The organism is Sediminibacillus sp. JSM 1682029 (assembly GCF_041366435.1).
GTDB lineage: Bacteria > Bacillota > Bacilli > Bacillales > Amphibacillaceae > Sediminibacillus > Sediminibacillus terrae.
In genome coordinates this window covers 192085-208756 of record NZ_JBEWYY010000005.1, presented here as the reverse complement: position 1 = coordinate 208756, position 16672 = coordinate 192085, and the positions used below count along the sequence as shown (strand labels likewise).

Annotated in this window: 20 protein-coding genes; 16 read left to right on the top strand and 4 right to left on the bottom strand. The window is 43.3% G+C overall.

Features of this window, described 5'->3' with window-relative positions:
- Nucleotides 1-25: 25 nt before the first annotated feature.
- Nucleotides 26-343, top strand: a complete 318-nt coding sequence (locus ABVF09_RS10725) for a DUF6123 family protein (protein WP_037329022.1) — start codon at nucleotides 26-28, stop codon at nucleotides 341-343.
- A gap of 370 nt (nucleotides 344-713) precedes the next feature.
- Here ABVF09_RS10725 and ABVF09_RS10720 read toward each other — a convergent pair whose 3' ends face one another.
- The 3 genes from ABVF09_RS10720 to ABVF09_RS10710 form a co-directional block, all read right to left on the bottom strand.
- Entirely contained in the window at nucleotides 714-1103 is a 390-nt protein-coding gene (locus ABVF09_RS10720) for a ribonuclease HI family protein (RefSeq protein WP_153462691.1), read from the bottom strand.
- 164 nt (nucleotides 1104-1267) lie between these two features.
- The gene (locus ABVF09_RS10715) at nucleotides 1268-1963 is read right to left on the bottom strand and encodes a queuosine precursor transporter (RefSeq protein ID WP_026570170.1); all 696 of its coding nucleotides are present in this window, start codon (nucleotides 1961-1963) and stop codon (nucleotides 1268-1270) included.
- A 202-nt stretch (nucleotides 1964-2165) separates the two neighbouring features.
- Nucleotides 2166-2366, bottom strand: a complete 201-nt coding sequence (locus ABVF09_RS10710) for a cold-shock protein (protein WP_026570171.1) — start codon at nucleotides 2364-2366, stop codon at nucleotides 2166-2168.
- Nucleotides 2367-2674: 308 nt separating this feature from the next.
- Between ABVF09_RS10710 and ABVF09_RS10705 the strand changes: the two genes are divergently transcribed.
- Together ABVF09_RS10705 and ABVF09_RS10700 are read left to right on the top strand one after the other, a co-directional pair.
- Nucleotides 2675-3529, top strand: a complete 855-nt coding sequence (locus ABVF09_RS10705; RefSeq protein ID WP_153462689.1) for a DUF72 domain-containing protein — start codon at nucleotides 2675-2677, stop codon at nucleotides 3527-3529.
- Between the two features lie 17 nt (nucleotides 3530-3546).
- Nucleotides 3547-4155: an HD domain-containing protein gene (locus ABVF09_RS10700; RefSeq protein WP_237648620.1), complete on the top strand. Its 609-nt coding sequence runs from the start codon at nucleotides 3547-3549 to the stop codon at nucleotides 4153-4155.
- Between the two features lie 188 nt (nucleotides 4156-4343).
- Here the strand turns inward: ABVF09_RS10700 and ABVF09_RS10695 are convergent, their stop codons facing one another.
- Nucleotides 4344-5423: a C40 family peptidase gene (locus ABVF09_RS10695; protein ID WP_026771273.1), complete on the bottom strand. Its 1080-nt coding sequence runs from the start codon at nucleotides 5421-5423 to the stop codon at nucleotides 4344-4346.
- Between the two features lie 163 nt (nucleotides 5424-5586).
- Between ABVF09_RS10695 and ABVF09_RS10690 the strand changes: the two genes are divergently transcribed.
- The 13 genes from ABVF09_RS10690 (at nucleotide 5587) to msrB (ending at nucleotide 16626) form a co-directional block, all read left to right on the top strand.
- Nucleotides 5587-6339, top strand: coding sequence for an anthrax toxin lethal factor-related metalloendopeptidase (locus ABVF09_RS10690; RefSeq protein WP_371069185.1), 753 nt, complete (start codon nucleotides 5587-5589; stop codon nucleotides 6337-6339).
- A 19-nt stretch (nucleotides 6340-6358) separates the two neighbouring features.
- The gene (locus ABVF09_RS10685; protein ID WP_026771274.1) at nucleotides 6359-7318 is read left to right on the top strand and encodes a thymidylate synthase; all 960 of its coding nucleotides are present in this window, start codon (nucleotides 6359-6361) and stop codon (nucleotides 7316-7318) included.
- An 18-nt stretch (nucleotides 7319-7336) separates the two neighbouring features.
- Nucleotides 7337-7873 carry a dihydrofolate reductase gene (locus ABVF09_RS10680; protein ID WP_371069184.1) on the top strand — a complete coding sequence of 179 codons (537 nt, stop codon included), beginning with the start codon at nucleotides 7337-7339 and terminating at the stop codon, nucleotides 7871-7873.
- Between the two features lie 126 nt (nucleotides 7874-7999).
- Nucleotides 8000-8200 (top strand): twin-arginine translocase TatA/TatE family subunit, encoded by a 201-nt coding sequence (gene tatA, locus ABVF09_RS10675; RefSeq protein WP_026570175.1) that lies wholly within the window; start codon nucleotides 8000-8002, stop codon nucleotides 8198-8200.
- Nucleotides 8201-8218: 18 nt separating this feature from the next.
- Nucleotides 8219-8404 carry a twin-arginine translocase TatA/TatE family subunit gene (locus tag ABVF09_RS10670; RefSeq protein ID WP_026570176.1) on the top strand — a complete coding sequence of 62 codons (186 nt, stop codon included), beginning with the start codon at nucleotides 8219-8221 and terminating at the stop codon, nucleotides 8402-8404.
- 164 nt (nucleotides 8405-8568) lie between these two features.
- Entirely contained in the window at nucleotides 8569-9300 is a 732-nt protein-coding gene (tatC, locus tag ABVF09_RS10665) for a twin-arginine translocase subunit TatC (protein ID WP_051382111.1), read from the top strand.
- A gap of 20 nt (nucleotides 9301-9320) precedes the next feature.
- Complete coding sequence (locus ABVF09_RS10660) at nucleotides 9321-9539, top strand: YozE family protein (protein ID WP_026570178.1); 219 nt, start codon at nucleotides 9321-9323, stop codon at nucleotides 9537-9539.
- Between the two features lie 110 nt (nucleotides 9540-9649).
- Complete coding sequence (locus tag ABVF09_RS10655) at nucleotides 9650-10804, top strand: exonuclease SbcCD subunit D (RefSeq protein WP_371069183.1); 1155 nt, start codon at nucleotides 9650-9652, stop codon at nucleotides 10802-10804.
- Between the two features lies 1 nt (nucleotide 10805).
- Complete coding sequence (locus ABVF09_RS10650) at nucleotides 10806-13916, top strand: AAA family ATPase (RefSeq protein ID WP_371069182.1); 3111 nt, start codon at nucleotides 10806-10808, stop codon at nucleotides 13914-13916.
- Nucleotides 13917-14076: 160 nt separating this feature from the next.
- The gene (locus tag ABVF09_RS10645; RefSeq protein WP_371069181.1) at nucleotides 14077-14424 is read left to right on the top strand and encodes a DUF5365 family protein; all 348 of its coding nucleotides are present in this window, start codon (nucleotides 14077-14079) and stop codon (nucleotides 14422-14424) included.
- A 76-nt stretch (nucleotides 14425-14500) separates the two neighbouring features.
- A complete protein-coding gene (locus ABVF09_RS10640; protein ID WP_026570182.1) occupies nucleotides 14501-14749 on the top strand; it encodes a DUF2584 family protein in 249 nt (82 codons plus the stop codon).
- Between the two features lie 363 nt (nucleotides 14750-15112).
- Entirely contained in the window at nucleotides 15113-15517 is a 405-nt protein-coding gene (locus ABVF09_RS10635) for a YqfQ family protein (RefSeq protein ID WP_235162443.1), read from the top strand.
- Nucleotides 15518-15675: 158 nt separating this feature from the next.
- Complete coding sequence (gene msrB, locus ABVF09_RS10630; protein ID WP_026570183.1) at nucleotides 15676-16626, top strand: peptide-methionine (R)-S-oxide reductase MsrB; 951 nt, start codon at nucleotides 15676-15678, stop codon at nucleotides 16624-16626.
- Nucleotides 16627-16672: the final 46 nt, after the last annotated feature.

The window sequence follows — 16672 nt, the reverse complement described above, 5'->3', positions numbered from 1 at the left end:
AGCAACGTTAGCAGGAGTGATGAAAATGGCAAAGGAGTTAGAAAAAAGGCATCCGTTGGGATACTTTATAGAAGACTTATGGTCGCAAGGATTTAAATTGTCAGATAAAGACATTCACTTTATTTACTTAGGAAAAAACACGACCAATGCTCCGGATTGGATGACAATCAAAGCATTGAAAGTGACCTTGCAATTCCAGCTTCACTTTGATGGCAGCTTCTTTCTAAGCGTTTTGGAACTTTTGGCAGGTGAACGAGTTAAAACATACAGTCAAGCAGATCGGCTGCTTAGGGAAAAAGGATTTTCTGTAAATAAAGAAAACGTTGAGAAGCCGGGCTTTTAGAAGGGTCCGTCCGGAGAGATGTGCTTTTTGTACGATATGCTAATCATGTTGTCGTTTAAAACAGTTCGATGAACTTATCGGTTTTCGGTTGCATGGAGCACAATTGCCTTTTAATACAGTGACTTCCTTAGAATTTTATAACTAGAAGCTGCTTTAGATTTTCTCGTCCGATTGTGGAGGAGGATGGATAGCAATTGTAATAATTAGTACTGCGGGTGGAAAGAAAGCGCCTTTCGAGGGGGGGACAAGCCTTAAGGAGACAGGCTTGTTCCTTCTTATTTATGACATGAAATTCCTTGTCTCTTTAGTATTGAAGGCAACCGAGTCAGTAGTTTGTTTATGCACTTACTTTTCTGGAGTCTGCCTGTCTCTAATTAAGGTGGATAGCTTGGCGTGCCAGCTTGTCTGCATGTTTATTTTGCTTTTCGGGAATCCATTTAATAAAAAAGTGGGGGAAAGCTTCTACCTGATTTCTTATTTCTTGTAAGTACGGCAGGAAAGTTTGATTTTTTGTAAAATCTTTTTCAATTACGTCGACGACTAGCTTGGAATCTGAACGGAAGGAAAGTATCTCATCCCGGAAGTTGTCCCGGCATACTTCCAATCCCTTTATGACGGCTTGGAATTCAGCTTGGTGGTTGGACATGGAGCCTAGCGGGATTTTATATTCATAGGTTTTCTTGCCGTCTTTTATAAAAATACCTGCTCCGCTCAACCCCGGGTCGCCGCTTGCGGCTCCATCGGTATAAACTTCGATCAATTCTTTTCCTCCTTTCTGTAACAAAGAGGCACAGTTCCCCTTCTGGGTTTGCGCCTCTTTATTTCAAACTTTTTCTATATTCTCAAGCGCGTGGAAGCATCAGTTGAAAAGTTAATGCCCGACGCCACAGATACTGACTACAAAGAAAAAAGTCCGTGCCCAGCCTATTCTGCTTCCTCGACTGCATGATTGCCATGCATGCGTTTCGCCCAATATAAGAACGGTGTATCGATAGCTGCTACGATGAACTTGATTATATACGTAGTGAAGAAAATTTCCATCCATACCCCGATAGGATACTCGCCGAAAAAGGCAATTCCGCAAAAGACAGCACTGTCCAGCAGTTGACTGACCATCGTACTGCCGTTGTTACGCAGCCAAAGGTACCTTGAACCCGGGAAAAGGCGTTTCAGTTGTGCGTAAATCCATACATCGAAGTATTGACTGATTATATAAGCCGCTAAACTTCCGGCAGCAATTTTTGGAGCCAGACCGAAAAGGGTTTCCATCGCAGCTTGAGCGATGTCATCCACACCCGGCTTAAACAGTAGAGCCACCTGCATCATGATGGTCATGGCGATCAATGTGAAAAATCCCATCCAGACGGCTTTCTTCGCATCTCGTTTCCCATATTTTTCGTTCAGTATGTCGGTAGCCAGAAAGGCTGTCCCGTAAATGATATTGCCAAGTGTCGCCGTAAGGCCAAAGAGTTCGACCGTTTTGACGACTTGGATATTGGCTACTACGGTAGACATCCCGATCCAGACAAATAACCCGGGTTTTCCGAAAATACGATAAACAACAAGCAACATGCAAAAGTTTATCAGTGCGAATAAAATCCATAACAATTCGTTTTGCATCACTTATCCTCCTTAGTTTTGATAACGCGGGAGATTGCGAACCGCGTGCATAAAAGCAACAAAAATATATTATACTGCCAAGCGGACGATTATGCAATCGGCTTCTTACGATCCTGCAAAGGAGTCCGAGGAGTCTGGCACCCAAGTATGCAGGTAGTAAAAAAACGGTGATCGCCGGGATCACCGTTGGAATTATTAAAATTTATTGTTTTGTTACATTAGCAGCTTGAGGTCCGCGTTCGCCTTCGACAACTTCGAAAGTTACTTCTTGGCCTTCTTCTAATGTCTTGAAGCCTTCCTCTTGGATAGCAGAGTAATGGACAAACACGTCATTTCCATCCTCTAGCTGGATAAAACCATAACCTTTTTCTGCATTGAACCATTTTACTACACCATTTTGCATGTAAATTAATCCTCCTAAAAACCTGCACGTCAAACGTGGAAATTTTACAAAAAGATGGAATCCACCCCATGAAAATGAAGTAAGCAACATCTGTCAGGATAGCTCTCCCACCTTGTTTGCCTGAATCAAATATAGCGCATATTTTAAAACTAGTCAAGGAAATCAGGCATGGCGGACGCTGTTTGTCAAGGTACAATTTATCGACAATTCGCCTGACGGGGAGATGCTGTCCAGAATGGGTCGCGGTAGATAATAAACCGAATGTGTACTACCATAAATGTAACCAACTACAGCGGAGGGAGAAGAAAATGTCGATCAATATAGGAGTGACTGGATGGGGGGACCATGAATCGTTGTATCCCGATAAGATACATCAGCAGGATAAGCTTGCTGTGTATGCTTCCCATTTCCCGGTTGTAGAAGTAGACTCTGCATTTTATGCAATTCAGCCCCAGCGTAATTATCGCAAATGGGTGAAGGATACACCAGAAGGCTTCTCTTTTGTAATAAAAGCTTACCAGCGCATGACCGGTCACGACCGCCAACCAATAAGTGTTCAGGAAGCAAAGGAATTATTCGAGGGTTATCGGGAATCCATCGAGCCCGTAATTAATGCAGGCAAGCTGAATGCCTTGCTGTTTCAGTTTCCGCCTTGGTTCGATGTCAGCAAAGAACATATCGCCAAACTTCGGAAAATAAAAGAATTGCTGCCCGATTTGCCACTTGCGCTGGAGTTCCGAAATCGTTCCTGGTTTAGTGACAAGTATCGCGCAAACACCTTGAGTTTCATGCGAGAGGAAGGGTGGATACATACCATTTGCGATGAGCCGCAGGCCGGGGAAGCATCAGTACCGACCATTTTGGAACCGACTAATCCCGACAAAACCTTGATTCGTTTTCATGGGAGGAATGTCCATGGTTGGAACCGAAATGGGAGAAGCGACTGGCGTGCCGTCCGATTCTTGTATCGATACAACGAGCAAGAGCTGGCTGAATGGAAGCGGCATATTGAAAATCTCGCCGAAAAAACGAAGCAAATAACTGTACTGTTTAACAACAACTCTGGTGGGGATGCAGCCGATAATGCAAGGCAGCTGATTGAACTGTTGGGTATTAAATACGAACAATTAAATCCTCGTCAGCTTGACTTTTTTAACTTCTAGCGGAAGGGTGGGTATATGTGAATTCTGTACAGTTGCATCAAATTGAAACATATGTCTATGAAAAATTCTGCAAGGAGGGGACCGGCCATGATTATGCACACATGAGAAGGGTCGCCCTTATGGCATGTGAGCTTGCAGTTCTGGAAAATGCAGACAAACTGATTGCGGAAGCAGCTGGCTGGCTCCACGATATAACGGATGCCAAATTAACGTGCGACCAGGGAGCTGCCAAGCAGGAACTTGTCCAGTTTATACAGGATATTGGGATCAGGGAGGAAGAGTGGAGGGCGATTGACAAAGCTATCGCTGATGTTTCTTTTCGAGACGGCCATAAGCAACCAGAAACGCTGGAGGGAAAGATTGTCCAGGATGCAGACAGACTTGACGCAATCGGAGCAATTGGAATAGCCAGAGCTTTTGCTTTTGGGGGAGCGCGCGGCCGGCTGATCCATGAAGAAGGGAATGACCAGACAACCATCCAGCATTTTTATGAAAAATTATTGTTATTGAAGGATTTAATGAATACCGAGGCTGCAGCAAGGATTGCCGAGGAGCGCCATCGGTTCATGGAAGGATTTCTGCGTCAATTCTATCTGGAATGGGATGCCAGGCGTGGGCCCTTCTAAGCGACTATTATAGTAATGATATTATGATAATAAGAGAAAGGGAAGCGCCCCCTTCATGCTTAAGCAGAGCCTCGGAGCGGAAGTAACGGCCACACGGTGGATTGCCTTAAGCATGAAGGGCGCAGACGCTGTAGCTGGACAGCATCTAGTCGGGGTCCATCCTGCTTCTATTTTAAAAAAGACGGCTGTCAAGGTTGTATGTTTATACGTTTTGCGCCGAGATAACGAGGGTTCCAGTAGGGATTATCCATGTCACTTATTTCGACACCGCGTGATTCGCCGGCATGAATGAATTGATTGTCGCCGACATATATTCCCATGTGTGACGGCCCTTGTTTATACGTTTGAAAAAAAACAAAATCGCCTACCGAGGGAGAATCGACTGGTTTACTAACATTCCATAATTCATTGACGGTCCGCGGAAGTTTGATTCCATAAGTTTGATAAATATATTGAATCAAACCGCTGCAATCGAAACCGTCCGGGGATGTTCCTCCCCAGGCATACGGGGAGCCGACCAATTGCTTCGCAGTCTGAATGACGGCTGCAGGTTCGGCAGCTACTGATGGTTTTTTGGCCGGTTTAGGAATTGTTTCCTTCTGTTCTGCTGTATCCTTTCTCTCTGTAGCAGAATGAGCTGTTTGTTCGGGCTCTGGTTTGGCATGGGCCGGCAAAACTTCCTTTGCCGTTTCTTTCTCTTTAGCAAAAAATGCATCGATGGTGGTTTTGTCGATTCTTTCCTTAGGTGCCACTCCGTTATCTTTTTGGAAAGCAAGCAACGCTTGGGCTGTCATCGGACCGAAAATTCCATCCACTTCCATTTCATAGTAACCGAAGTAGTGAAGGGCATTTTGGATTTTTTTGATATCTTTGCCGGTTTCTCCAGGATAAAGGGCGGCGTCAATTTCTCTTAAAGGTGCCAGCTGTTCGTTTCTTTCTTCTACGATCAATTTCTCTACCGTCTGTTTGTCTGCTCTCCCTGAGACCATCAAATCATATTCTTTTTGAAATTTTTTCAGGGCATATTCGGTATATATACCGAAATCCCCGTCGATTGGCTGAGAAAAAAACGAGAGATTGGATAATTTATGCTGTAAAATTTTCACGGATTGATTATGCTGTCCATAATAGAGTGTATTGGATTCTTTTATCATTTCATTTTCTAAAACCGGATATGCGTCTACATAAAAGGCAAATGGCTGGGTCAGCACAAAACCATAAGACATTGAATGCTTGACGACATGTTGAACACTTGCTTCAGTAAGCATGCCAAAACCCCTTTCCGATTTGTGCTCTTAACAAGATGTATGTAGAATGGACGGGAATATGATTGTAATTCGTAATCGAAATACAATTGTAATATGTTAAAATAGAGTTACCACTTATGATGAAAGCATGATCGTCGGAGAGTGATCATCCTGATCACTAAATATGGGACGAATAAACCGACTTACAAAACCTGCTTTAGTCATTTTTATTTTTTTGATTTTTCCGTTTATCGATATCACCAGCCCATTTCACGGAATAACGCTAAACAAGGCGAACGGAAGTGATTATATCCGGATGCTTGAGAAGCTGGACAATTATGATTTGCTCGATGAAATCGTCGTTGTGCCAGAAAGCCCGGAGAATCCTGCTGCTGTGACAAGAATGGTGACAAGGCTCAATCATATTGATCGGAGTCTGCTGCAGCTTATGGCTGCACAGCAGGTAAAGGTTCGTTTGTTTGAAGGCCGGTTGACAGATGAACCGTTGCTTTACCATTTGAAATGGAAGCAACCGAGGGGATGGCGACAGGATACAACGTGGGAAGAAGTTCCGGGTGCCGGGGGAGGATGGCTCGTGTCTGCCAAAATAGGTGCCAGCCTGCCGGGGAATGGTCATGGGGCATTCAACTTGGAATTGCATGAAACAGGACACACCATTTATCGATTGCTGGGCACGGTGCCTCGACTGGCGGAGCAAATGGAGCAAAATTGGAAGGAAGAAGCAGCCAAGCTGTTTCCTGGTGACGATTATTTTCTTACATATCCTTCCGAATATTTTTCCGAAGTGTTTGCTTATTATTATGCAGGTAAAGCTTCAAAGCAGACGGTTTCGGAAAAAGCGCCGAAGACTTATCGTTTTTTTACTAGGTTAAAGCAATTGGATTCCTCTTCGATCCCACCATATTATTTCAATTGATGAAAGGAATTTGTTATAGATGAATAATGGAGAACTAGCTTATCTGGATTTATGTAAAACAGTGTTGGAAAAAGGGAACAAAAAACAGGACAGAACCAATACAGGGACTTTTTCGGTGTTTGGTCACCAAATGCGTTTTGATTTGAAGGAAGGCTTTCCTTTGCTTACGACAAAGCGCGTCCCCTTCCGCCTCATTGCCAGTGAACTTTTGTGGTTCATCAAAGGGGACACGAATATCCGTTACCTGTTGGAGCATAACAACAATATCTGGAATGAATGGGCTTTTAAAACATGGGTTGAAAGCGATGACTACCAGGGACCTGACATGAGGGATTTCGGGCATCGAAGTCAACAGGATGAACAATTCCGTGCCATATACAACGAGCAAATGGACTCTTTCAAACAAAAAATTTTAACAGATGATGCCTTTGCAGCGAAATATGGCGATTTAGGATCGGTTTATGGACGTCAGTGGCGTGCCTGGACAACCTCCAGAGGAGAAACGATTGATCAACTAAAACAAGTGATAGAAGCAATCAAAAACAACCCCGATTCCAGACGGCACATCGTGACGGCTTGGAACCCGGAGGATGTGCCCGGGAATATGGCGCTGCCTCCGTGTCACACTATGTTTCAATTTTATGTTGCGGACGGGAAACTGTCCTGCCAGCTTTATCAGCGAAGCGGCGACATCTTCTTAGGCGTGCCTTTCAATATCGCCAGTTATGCTCTCTTGACGCACTTGATTGCGTTTGAATGCGGGCTGGAAGCAGGAGAATTCATCCATACACTTGGTGATGCCCATATCTACAGCAATCATATCGAGCAAGTAAACACGCAATTGGCACGCACTCCTTACCAGTTCCCGGAACTAGAAATCAATCCGGAAGCGGGTTCCATTTTCGATGTAGAGATGGAAGACTTGCAAATAAAAAACTATGAGTCACATCCGCCGATAAAAGCACCAGTGGCGGTATAGAACGGGAGGAAGGACAGGATGATTTCACTTCTTTACGCTATGGACCGGAATCGAGTGATAGGATATCAAAACGATTTACCTTGGAGGCTGCCGAATGATTTGAAGTTTTTTAAACAGATGACCACCGGCAACACGATTATCATGGGGAGAAAAACGTTCACATCCATGGTCGGCCCCCTTCCTAACCGCGAAAATGTCATTTTGACAAAGGATCGAAGTTTTCAGGCGGATGGCTGCCTTATCCTTCACTCTGTTGAGGAAATTCTCACATGGAGTGAAAAAGAGCCTGAAATTGAACTATTTGTAATAGGCGGAAGCGAAATATTCCGTCAGATATTGCCCTTTGCCGACCGGATGTACATGACTTTCATAGACGAAACGTTTCCTGGAGACACCTTTTTTCCTGCGTATGACGAAAGGGACTGGAAACTGTCAAAAAAAGTGCAAGGGGAAAGAAATGAACGCAATCCATATGACTACTATTTCCTTCAGTTCGACCGGAATGAGCGTGACAAACAAGCTCCAATTGTATTTCAATCCGATAAAATGAAGTGAAATCGGCGTCGGTGGAGGACAGGCAGAGAAAAAAGTGGTAAGATGTACGTGAAAAGTTAAACGTATTGATTGGAGAAGAGATGACAGTCGCAAATAGGTTAATTTACAATGAGTAGGTGATGATAGATGTTGACGAGCATCGGCATACCCGGGTTGATTTTGATTTTGATCATCGTTTTGATCATTTTCGGACCGAAAAAACTTCCGGAAATAGGAAAAGCAACCGGGCAGACGTTAAAAGAATTCAAGAATTCCACCAAAGACTTAACCGAACCTTTCGAAGAAAATACAAAAAAAGATTCTTCAGACAACGGTGAGAGAAAATAAGAAATGGAGTGATTCCATATGTTCAGTAATATTGGTTTTCCAGGGCTAATACTCATTTTGGTAATTGCGCTGATCGTTTTCGGCCCTTCCAAACTTCCGGAAATCGGCAAGGCGGTGGGCAGCTCTTTGAGAGAATTCAAAAAAGCCACCAGGGATATCATCTCGGATGATGATCCTAAAAAAGTGGAAGAGAATCAAAAGTAGTAACTGATAAGGTATGAGTGCTTCTCTTTTTTCTGAAACCAGAAAATGGATAGGTGTAGAATCGCCGGTTTCCGTGCGATGAAGGTGTAGGGACAAGTTCCTTACATCTTCTTTTTGAGAAAGGGGGCTGTTTTTTGTCCGGTTCAGCTGGTTATGAAAAAGAAATGAATATGACAGATCATTTAACGGAACTACGCAAACGATTGATTTGGACAGCGGTGGTTTTTGTTGCTTTTTTTGTTGTCGGTTTTGTGTTCGTCCGTGATATTTACGGCTTTTTTGTCAAGGACCTTGATTTCACTTTGAATGTAATCAGTCCAGGGGAAATTATCTGGATATATTTCACCATGGCTTCGGTGGTGGCGGTCGTCGGCACGATTCCGTTTTTTTGCCTTCAAGCGTGGCTTTTTGTGCGTCCTGGACTTACGCCGAAAGAAAGAAAAGTTTCTTTATCTTATATACCGGCAACTTTTTTGTTGTTCATCGGCGGGCTCGCTTTCGGTTATTATGTATTTATTGATTTGATACTACCGTTTTTGTTGTCGCTAAACGAAGGAATGTTCAATGAGATATTCACAGTAGACAAATATTTTCGTTTTTTACTGCGGGTAACACTGCCATTTGCTGTTTTGTTCGAGATCCCGATTATTACGATGTTTTTGACCAGTCTCGGGATTTTGACGCCGGATTTTATGAGGAAGACGAGAAAATACGCATATTTGATCCTGGTTATTATCGGTACGATGATTTCGCCGCCTGATTTTGTTTTACAAATTGTCGTAGCGGTCCCACTAATTGTATTATATGAAATCAGCATTTTCCTTTCCGCTTTTACTTATCGCAAAAGGCAAAGGAAGCACGATGCATTCATGGACAACGAGGATCAATCCGATTAACGGGAATGGAGGTGACAGGATTGCGTTCCTTTTATCATTATATGATGCGGTACCGCGGCTCCGGACCGAAGACTGATGAACGCCGCCTGGCCGACTGGATGTTCGAGGCTCACGATTTTCCAAAACAATCTACCTCTTATGACGAAGTCAGCCGCTATTTAGAATGGAATATTCCGTTTACGGAAGCGACCCAAGTCTTCGACAGGCTATGGGAAGATTATTTGATCAATGAAGGTTGATTGTTACTAAAAGCCCTGCTAAACAGGGCTTTTTTTCGTCGACAAAAGCAAATTTTTCGCATGCCTGGCTGACAAGAACATGCTAAAATGACAACTATGGAGGGATACACGTGAAAATATTACATACCGCTGATTGGCATTTGGGTAAAATTGTGAATAGTGTGCATATGACAGAAGATCAAGCTTATATGCTTGATAGAATGATAGAGATGATACGAACAGAAAAACCGGACGTGGTGATTATTGCTGGAGATTTATATGACCGCTCCGTTCCACCCAAGGAAGCTGTCGAATTATTGAACAGGGTATTGACTACCATTATCACAGAGTTGAAAACACCTGTTTTGGCAGTGTCAGGCAATCATGACAGCCCAGATAGACTCGATTTCGGCAGCAGTATATTCCGTTCCCAGCAGTTGTTTATTGAAACGAAACTAAGAGGGGCATTAGATCCTGTTACCTTACAGGACGAACATGGTCCGATTCATTTTCATTTGATCCCTTATATAGAACCAGCCGATGCCCGGGATTATTTTCAAGATGATAGCATCCAAAGCCATCAGAAAGCGATGGAAGCGGTTGTTGACCACATTGAAAGCAGGCATGACATGGAAGAACGGCATGTGTTCATCGGACATGCCTTTTTAGCAGGCGGCATGGAGTCCGAATCGGAAGAACGGTTGTCCATGATTGGCGGAAGTCCCTATATCGATGCCGGTTTATTCAAAAAATTCGCTTATGTGGCGCTCGGTCACCTACATCAGCCTCAGCGGGTTACAGACGATAACATCCGCTATAGTGGATCATTGCTTAAATACTCTTTTTCCGAAGCAAATCAGAAAAAGTCGATCACTCTTTTGGAGATGGATAAAGAGGGAATCGTGGATAGACAGTACCTTCCACTCAAACCGAAAAGGGATATGCGGGTGGTGGAAGGCTATTTTGATGAACTAATGGAAGGAAACAAAGATTTTCCTGAAGAAGATTACCTGCATATCCGACTTTTGGATGATGGCCAGCTGGTCGATCCGATGGGTAAATTAAGAAAACGATATCCGAACATCCTCCGCCTGGAACGCCAGGTTTTGACATCTCAGATGCAGCTGAATGACTTGAACAAAATCCGTCAAAAACAAAAAATGTCCCACACGGAACTATTTGAATCGTTCTATCGGGAGATGAAAGGCGAAACTATACCGGATGCACGCAAGGAGCAAATGAATCACGTTGTCCAACTGTTGATGGATCAGGAAAGGGGGAAGTAACATGCGCGCAAAGAAATTATCGATGACAGCTTTTGGTCCTTATAAGGAAACTCAAATGATCGATTTTCAGGAGATTGGCAATGAATCGATATTTTTGATTACCGGCCCGACCGGAGCTGGGAAGACGACTATCTTCGATGCTATTTGTTATGCACTTTACGGGAGGGCGAGCGGTAATGATAGAGACCATGACTCCCTCCGCAGTCATTTTGCGGAAATCGATCAGCCAACCGAAGTAAGCTTTGAATTTGCTTTGAGGGGGAAAACGTATCAAGTAAATCGATTTCCAAAACAAAAGAAACGTAAAGAACGGGGAGACGGGTTCACAGAAGACCCCGCGAGAGCGGAATTATATGAAATAAATGATGGAAAGACAGTATTGGCGGCTTCAAAAATAAAAGATGTAAACGAAATGCTCGAAGAACAGCTGGGTTTGGATTATGAGCAATTCCGAAAAATGATCATGATTCCTCAAGGGGAATTTCGAAGGCTTATTTCTGAAAACAGTAAGGAACGAGAAGAAATTTTGCAAAAGATTTTTCATACGTACTTTTACGCACAAATCACCGAGGAATTGAAGAAACAATCCAAACAGCTGCGAGAGTCTATCGAACAGCTTGAAGAACGATTGGAACAGGAAGCTGTAAAAATACAGTGGAGGAAGAGTGAAACGGAAGAAGCAGACTCCGTTGAAATGATTTTGGAAAAATTAAGCGGCGAGATTCACGAAGCACGCGAGGACCTGAAAAGCGAAGAAGAACAGTTGGGCAAAGAAAAGAATGCATTGAATGCGGCTCAGGAGACGTATTACAAAGGGAAGCAGCTTTCGGAATTGTTTGCGGAATTTGATCAATTGAAAGAAACTTCAGCCAGGCTGAAAGACCTGCAATCTTCTATAACTAAAAAGCAAGAAAAACTCACATTGGCGGAAGCAGCAGCTAAAATCATCCCATTCGAAGAGCAGGTAAACAGGCGCAGAAAAGAATGGGAAAACCAAATTGCCAGACTGAACAATCAGAAAGCGAAAAAGGAAGAAACACAGGAATGGTTCCGATCAGTGGAAGCTGAATATGAAGCGGAGTTGGACAAAGAGAAAGAACGGAAACAACTGCAAGAACAATTGGATACGGCAAAAAAGCAATTGGAACAGGCTAAGCAGCTTGTCAAGCTTAAACAGGACGAAAAGCAAGCTGAGCAACAGAAACAAGCTGCAGAAACAAACATTAAGCGGATAATGGGCGACAGGGAAAAAATCCGCCACCAACTGGAAAAGTTGCAGGATCATGGACAACGGCATCATGAAAAAACAAAAAACTATTATCAAGCAGAGCAAAGAGCAAAAAAAGCAGAAGAACAAACTAAAAAGTTGGAGGACTTGCTCAAGCAATTTGAAAAGCTTCAAGAACTTCGCCACCAGTTTCAACAAGTCCACCGGAAATATAACGAAAAACAGGAATTCATTGAGCAGCTGCAAACAAAGATAAATGAACTCGAAGCAAAACAAGCGAACAATCAAGCGTTATTACTGGCGCAGCATTTGAAAGAAGGCTGCGCTTGTCCGGTATGCGGTTCGGAACGGCATCCTAATCCTGCGATAGGTAAAACAGAGGAGATTTCCGATCATACCTTGGAGGAAAAGAGAGAGCAACTTGAAACCGCTAAAAAGGAATTTGAAGATTGGCAGAAGTACTATATACAGGTGAAATCGGATGGACAAGCTCAAAGATCGTTAGTGGATCAGAACCATGCGGAATTCAAGGACACCATCGATACGCTGGAACAACAGGCAATCAAGACTCTTTTGACAAGCTGGAAGCAAACCGTTCTTGACGAGAAAAGCAAGATGGACCTTCTTCACAAAGAAATAGAGAAGATTGAACAAGCCAGTCGACAGTCGGAGAAATTGACAAAAAAACTCCGACAGCTGGAAGCAGAGATGGAAGAATTCAAACAGTCAAAAGAAAGCATCACAGAGTCATGGATGCGGATCAAAACGCAGGTAGAACAAGCTAAACAGCAACTCACAGAGGAAGACCAGGATCCCTCAGTCATTGAGGAGAAGGTGAACAACAGAGAGAAATACTTGTCAGAATGGCTGGAGAGATGGGAAAACATCCAAACCAGGTATCAAAATGGAAAAGAAAAGCTGCAAGAAATGAATACAATAATCGAGCAACAGCGTTTCTTTGCAAAAGATACGGAGCAAAAACTTGCTGCTGAACAAGCAGACTTAGAGGAAAAAATCGAGCACAGCCATTTTACTTCTTTGGAAGCCTATCAATCTGCCAGAATTACAGAGGACGACAGTTTAAAACTCCGGAAAGAAATCGAGGAATTCAACAAACAAAAACATACCGTCGAGGAACGTCTCCAAACCATCAACAAACAATTAGACGGGCAGGAAAAACCAGATATCGAAGAATTGGAAGCAACAGTCCGGGAGCGTTCGCAAAAGCTGGAGGAGGTCAATCAGAACATACAAAATTTGAAACTGACTTTGAAGGGATATGAACAAATAAGAAAGTCGATGCTTGAATTGCTGGAAGAAAAACAAATGAAAGCGAACCAATATTACGATATCGGAGAATTAGCTGACTTGGCCCGTGGGGAAAATCATTTACGTCTATCGTTTGAACGGTATGTATTGTCGGCATTTCTGGATGAAATTCTTTTACAGGCAAACATTCGTTTTGACCAAATGACGGACCATCGTTATCAATTGATTCGAAGTGATCAAATAGCCAAGCGGGGGGCACAAAGCGGATTGGATCTGGAAGTTCTCGATCACCACACAGGTTTGCAGCGCTCTGTCAAGACGTTATCCGGAGGAGAAGGATTCAAGGCGGCTCTCAGTCTGGCGCTTGGAATGGCAGATGTGGTTCAAGCCCATGCCGGAGGAGTACAGTTAGAAACATTATTTATTGATGAAGGATTTGGCACGCTTGATGAATTGTCACTGGAGCAAGCGATAGAATGCTTGAAGGGATTGCAACAAAGCAACCGATTGTTGGGTATCATTTCACACGTACCTCAGTTGAAAGAAGAAATACCGGTTAAATTGCAAATAACGCCCTCTCAAAAGGGTTCGAAAGCCTCCTTCCAGTTTGCTTGAATACCAGATTGCCAATAATTGCTCCTTAAATATCGAAAGAGGCTCATGATATAGTATAGGAAGAGGACCTAATAGCACAGATGCAATTTTGCCTGAAGGTGAGAAAAAACACTGTGGAGGCTCTGTTGCTTTTGCTATATAGATACACAGGAGGATTCGCATGAGAGTGATCACCGCTTCCACTTCAGAGCAACAGGAATATGTCCGTTCTCTGATGGATGAAATTTATAACCGAATATTGCCAGAATACTTTTCCAAAGGCTACATAGCCAAGTTGAAGAACTTTCAATTAATGGATATCCCCTCTTTGCAGGAATTATCATTGACGGAAATATTCGAAGTAACCACAGCTTTACAGACTATTATGTCCATTCTGGACACCCACTTACAGCGAGGGGCGGAGATAAAGGAATACGAGGACACATTCCAAAAAAATATCCGGATGCTTGACGGTTATCATATTAATTTTCCATTCAATCTACGTGATTTTTGTGATGAATCATCCTGAACAGCAAATTTTGCTTGTCAAGCAAACAACCATGACGTACCATGATAGGTAAATGATATCGGGAGGTGGGTGTTGAATGTCAATGCCTATGTCAATTGAATGGAAACTGCTGACTCACGGTAGAGAAAAACGTTTGCAGCACCAGCAAAATATGTTTGAAATCGAGTTTACAGGATATAAATTATTTCCCATAAACCAGACAATCGAGATTAAACGGCACCACGATTCCGATCAAATAGGAAGCGGGAAGATTGTCGAGATTTCCTGGAAAGAAGAACGGACGGTTTGCACGTATCAGCTGCTTTCTTTATATAGCGTCAATTAGCGACAACCGATTTGGAGAAAAAGAAGGGCGAGTGTCGTATACTGCGCTTGCCCGGGAAATAATGCAAAACGATAAAGGAGCGTTCCATGAAGTCTTCAGCGGCTTATGGAAGCTCTTTTTTTATATATGACAGCAATCCCCGGAATACTCGATTAATGCCTACACTTCTTTTAGGCATGTAACGTACAATAAAGCAAATCATTTTTTGAAAAGAGGGGTTTTTGTATGTTCAATCCAAACCAAGGACCATCGGGCATCGGTTCATTCCCTTTTTCCCAAGGAGTAAGGCCGCCGGGTGGATTTCCGCCAAATTTTCCAACTCCATTTCAGGGAGGAGGACCGGCCCCTGGAGGAGGGAGGGGATTGGCGGGTTTGTTGCAGCGTTTCACCCAGCCAGCTGCCGTCTCCCAGTTTCCGGCAGCTGCAGGGGGTTCGAAGTTGACCAGTACACTGGGGAACGTGCAGCAAGCCATAAAGATGGCGCAGTCAGCTATGCCCGTCATCCAACAATATGGTCCGATGGTGAAAAACATCCCGATGATGATCAATATGCTGAAGGCTTTCAATGAAGACGATGACAGCGAGGGTGATGAAGAAACGGGAAAATCTGCATCCCAAAGTGTTTCACCGGAAGAAGAAGAGGATAAAATAGAAATTGAACAAGAAAATTTATATAAAATAGAAGCGGCAGATAAACCAAAGAGAAAGGCGCCCCAAAAAACGCGCAGTACTCAATCGGGCAATTCCGTTCCCAAGCTATATATATAGATAAATGCAGACTGCTTGATTTTTCCGATGAAAAAGGAAAGAATAGTAACTATACACATTCATTCCTCAGAGCACTTCGGCTCAGAAAATGAAATGTGATCAAAAAACGGGAATGCAAAGGAATTGTTTCCGTTTTTCGTTTTAAAGGAGGTAACATAATGGCTGAAAAGGCAACTTTTGCTGGTGGCTGTTTTTGGTGTATGGTGGAACCGTTTGATGAACGGCCGGGAATCGAAAGAGTCGTTTCCGGCTATACCGGCGGAAGAACGGAAAACCCGACTTATGAAGAAGTTTGTTCGGATACGACAGGACATGTCGAAGCTGTACAAATTACTTTTGATCCGGATATTTTTTCTTACGAACGGCTATTGGACGTTTTTTGGCGGCAGATTGACCCCACTGACCCCGGCGGGCAGTTTAATGACAGGGGAGAATCTTACCAGACAGCCATTTTCTATCACAATGAAGAGCAAAAGCAATTAGCTGAAAAATCGAAACGACAACTGGAGCAAAGCGGTAAATTCTCTGAGCCGATAGTAACGAAGATTTTGCCGGCTGCGCCTTTCTATGAGGCGGAAGAGAAGCACCAAGATTATTATAAAAAGCAGTCTTTCCATTACAAATTGTATAAAAAAGGATCAGGCCGGCAAGATTTTATCGAGAAAACCTGGAAGCCTGAGAAGAACACAGAAGAACTTCGCCGTCAGCTGACACCGTTGCAGTACCATGTAACGCAGGAAAACGGTACGGAAACTCCGTTTCAAAATGAATATTTTGATAATGAGGAAGAAGGCATTTACGTGGATGTGGTATCCGGAGAACCCTTGTTTTCATCCAAAGACAAGTACGATGCGGGTTGCGGGTGGCCAAGCTTCACGAAGCCGATTGACAAACATCAAGTGAAAGAAAATACGGATACCTCTCATGGAATGATTCGTACGGAGATACGGAGCAGCCAGGCAGATTCTCACCTGGGCCATGTTTTTGAAGATGGACCAGAGGAAAAAGGCGGCATGCGTTATTGCATGAATTCAGCTGCTATGCGGTTTGTTCCTAAACAAAAGATGGAACAAGAAGGATATGGATATTTATCCTATTTGTTCAGCTAAGTAAAACCGTTCCGGAATAAGGATGTTTCCTGTTCCGGATTTTTTT